The organism is Halomonas saccharevitans, from assembly GCF_900116405.1.
Classification (GTDB): domain Bacteria; phylum Pseudomonadota; class Gammaproteobacteria; order Pseudomonadales; family Halomonadaceae; genus Halomonas; species Halomonas saccharevitans.
Map to the genome: position 1 here is coordinate 1 of NZ_FPAQ01000078.1, position 2,308 is coordinate 2,308.

1 protein-coding gene and 1 pseudogene are annotated in these 2,308 nt (G+C 49.1%); both read left to right on the plus strand.

Annotation, left to right across the window (positions count from 1 at the left end; translation table 11 throughout):
* Positions 1-96 precede the first annotated feature (96 nt).
* Complete coding sequence (locus tag BM388_RS17385; protein ID WP_089852487.1) at positions 97-1,293, plus strand: tyrosine-type recombinase/integrase; 1,197 nt, start codon at positions 97-99, stop codon at positions 1,291-1,293.
* 701 nt (positions 1,294-1,994) lie between these two features.
* Positions 1,995-2,177: pseudogene (locus BM388_RS18300) on the plus strand (ribonucleotide-diphosphate reductase subunit beta); the annotation flags it as partial.
* Positions 2,178-2,308 lie beyond the last annotated feature (131 nt).

Here is a 2,308-nt window from a genome sequence, read left to right on the forward strand (position 1 = left end):
TCTTGAATCGTGTTCTGGCAGGAACATCTTGATTCTACAAGAGAAAACCACTCGCCATCTTCGTTTTCAGGACGCCCTCATGAATAAGCCGGGTTTATGCCAACTATCAAACTCACCCCCTCCGCCATCAAGAACCTTGACTGCCCCCCAGGGAAACGAAAGGTCGAGTACTGTGATTCTCAGCTGCCCGGCTTCTATGTTGAGGTCCGTGCCAGCAACCCTCGTGTGGGCACGTACTACCAGCGCTACAAGGATGCGCGAGGTAAAATGCGGCATATCAAGATTGCCAAGACGACCGAGCTCTCTTTAACCAAAGCGCGGAAGAAGGCCCAACAGACGCGTGCCGATACGCTCCTTGGCGGAGATCCTCGCGCAGACCTCAAGCGCAAGCGCAACATCCCGACATTCTCCGACTTTGTTCGTGATCAGTATCTTCCTTATATCAAGGTACATAAACGCTCTTGGGCAACTGACGATTCGTTTCTGAGGAATCATATCATCCCCGTCTTCGGTAGCATCCCGCTTGATGAAATCTCCCGCACCCAGCTCGTGACTTTCCATACGACCCTACCGGAAAAAGGCATGGCTCCTTCCACCTGTGACCGGCAGGTGGTCATTATCCGCTACATTTTCAATCTTGCTATCAAGTGGGAAGTCATAGACACCAACCCAGCTAAGATGATCGAGCTATACAATGCCGATAACTCGCGGGAGCACTACCTGACGGACGAGGAGATGTCCAAGCTACTAAATATGCTACAGACCCATACAAATAGGCCTGTATCCTTGGTTATTCTGCTATTGCTGGCAACCGGCGCTCGTCGTAATGAAGCACTGAAAGCCAAGTGGGAAGATATTGATCTAGTGAAGAAAACCTGGAAGATTCCTGCCGCTAATGCCAAAAGCAAGAAGTCTAGGGTCATGCCGCTAAATACAGCCGCTTTGCAGGTGCTAGAGGAAGCACATTCCCTTTCTAGTGGTCATGAGTATGTTTTCATTAGTCAGGTCACCGGTCAGCCAATACGGCATATTACAGCCGTCTGGCAACGTATGCGGGTAGCAGCAGGTCTACCAGACTTCAGGCTACATGATTGTCGTCACCAGTATGCCTCCATGCTGGTCAACAAGGGTCGCTCCCTGTATGAGGTACAAAGACTTCTGGGTCACACCACTCCCAAGATGACTCAGCGCTACTCTCACCTTTCGATGGAGACGCTTGAAGGAGCTAGCTCAGCGGTTGGTGATTTTATCGGAGATCTTACCTTCACGGCAGGTAAGGTAGTAGACCAGTAGTCAGCAGCATAAACGCCCTTGATAAGCCCTTAAGGGCTGAATCAAGGGCTTTTTTCTCTTCTCGTAGATTTCATGGGCGTCGGTTACGTCGGGTCCGTCAGGTGTCACAGGGCATCTCTAGATAGCAACCCAGAAAGTCGCGCAGCTTGATTGGCGCAATCGCGAGTATATTTTTCTATAGAAAATACGGCATTACATGTATTTTTTTCTATAGATAAATATTGGAGTGATGTGGCAACAAGACCGGGATGCAATGATCCATAAATAATTTATATGACCAATGTATGGCTCAATGCCTTGATCCTTGTAAATTTTTAAAATGTAACAACATCACACAGTTTATACACTTAAATATATCTGAAACAAGTCCATGATTACATATATCTATATTATTAGAATAAGATCATCAAAATCATTACAGCGGAAGCGGCTTAGTGTGATGGCACCTGACGGACCCGACGTACCTGACGCTCGTCCACCTTTATACGCCTAATAGGCCCTCGTATCAGCTGAATTTTTTGTACCACGTTCGGATTTTTACCGGTCCTTCGGTCGCGGACTACCTTGCCTACCTTACATAGATGATGATCAGTAGTACCAAACTGTGTTTCGGGGTTTCGGTTATGGTTCGGCCTGAGAGATCAGCCAAAATGTTCCAACATAAAAGTCTTCTTTTTCTTCAACTTAATTGTAAAATTTTAGGGTTTTACCTTCACTTCATCTGCAACCGTCGCCTGGCCCAGATCGGCTTGAAGGAGCAGTTCCCCGGCGCGAAGAACCCCTTCCCGTGGATGAGCGAGATCATCGACCTGCGCAAGGAGAAGAACTTCTTCGAGACCCGCGTCACCGAGTACCAGGTGGGCGGCGCGCTGAGCTGGGACTAAATCAGCAAGAATTTGGGCTCTACCTGTAAGGGTAGAGCATCGGGTAGGGTCCGGGGTCGCCCCCGGAGCCCTCCCACACCACCGGGCATACGGTTCCGTACCACGGCGGTTCACGAAGCACGATTGAGCCC

What these genes read in the sequence shown, in the direction of transcription:
- BM388_RS17385 (WP_089852487.1), top strand. Translation starts at nt 97, where the DNA reads ATGCCAACTATCAAACTCACCCCCTCCGCCATCAAGAACCTTGACTGC.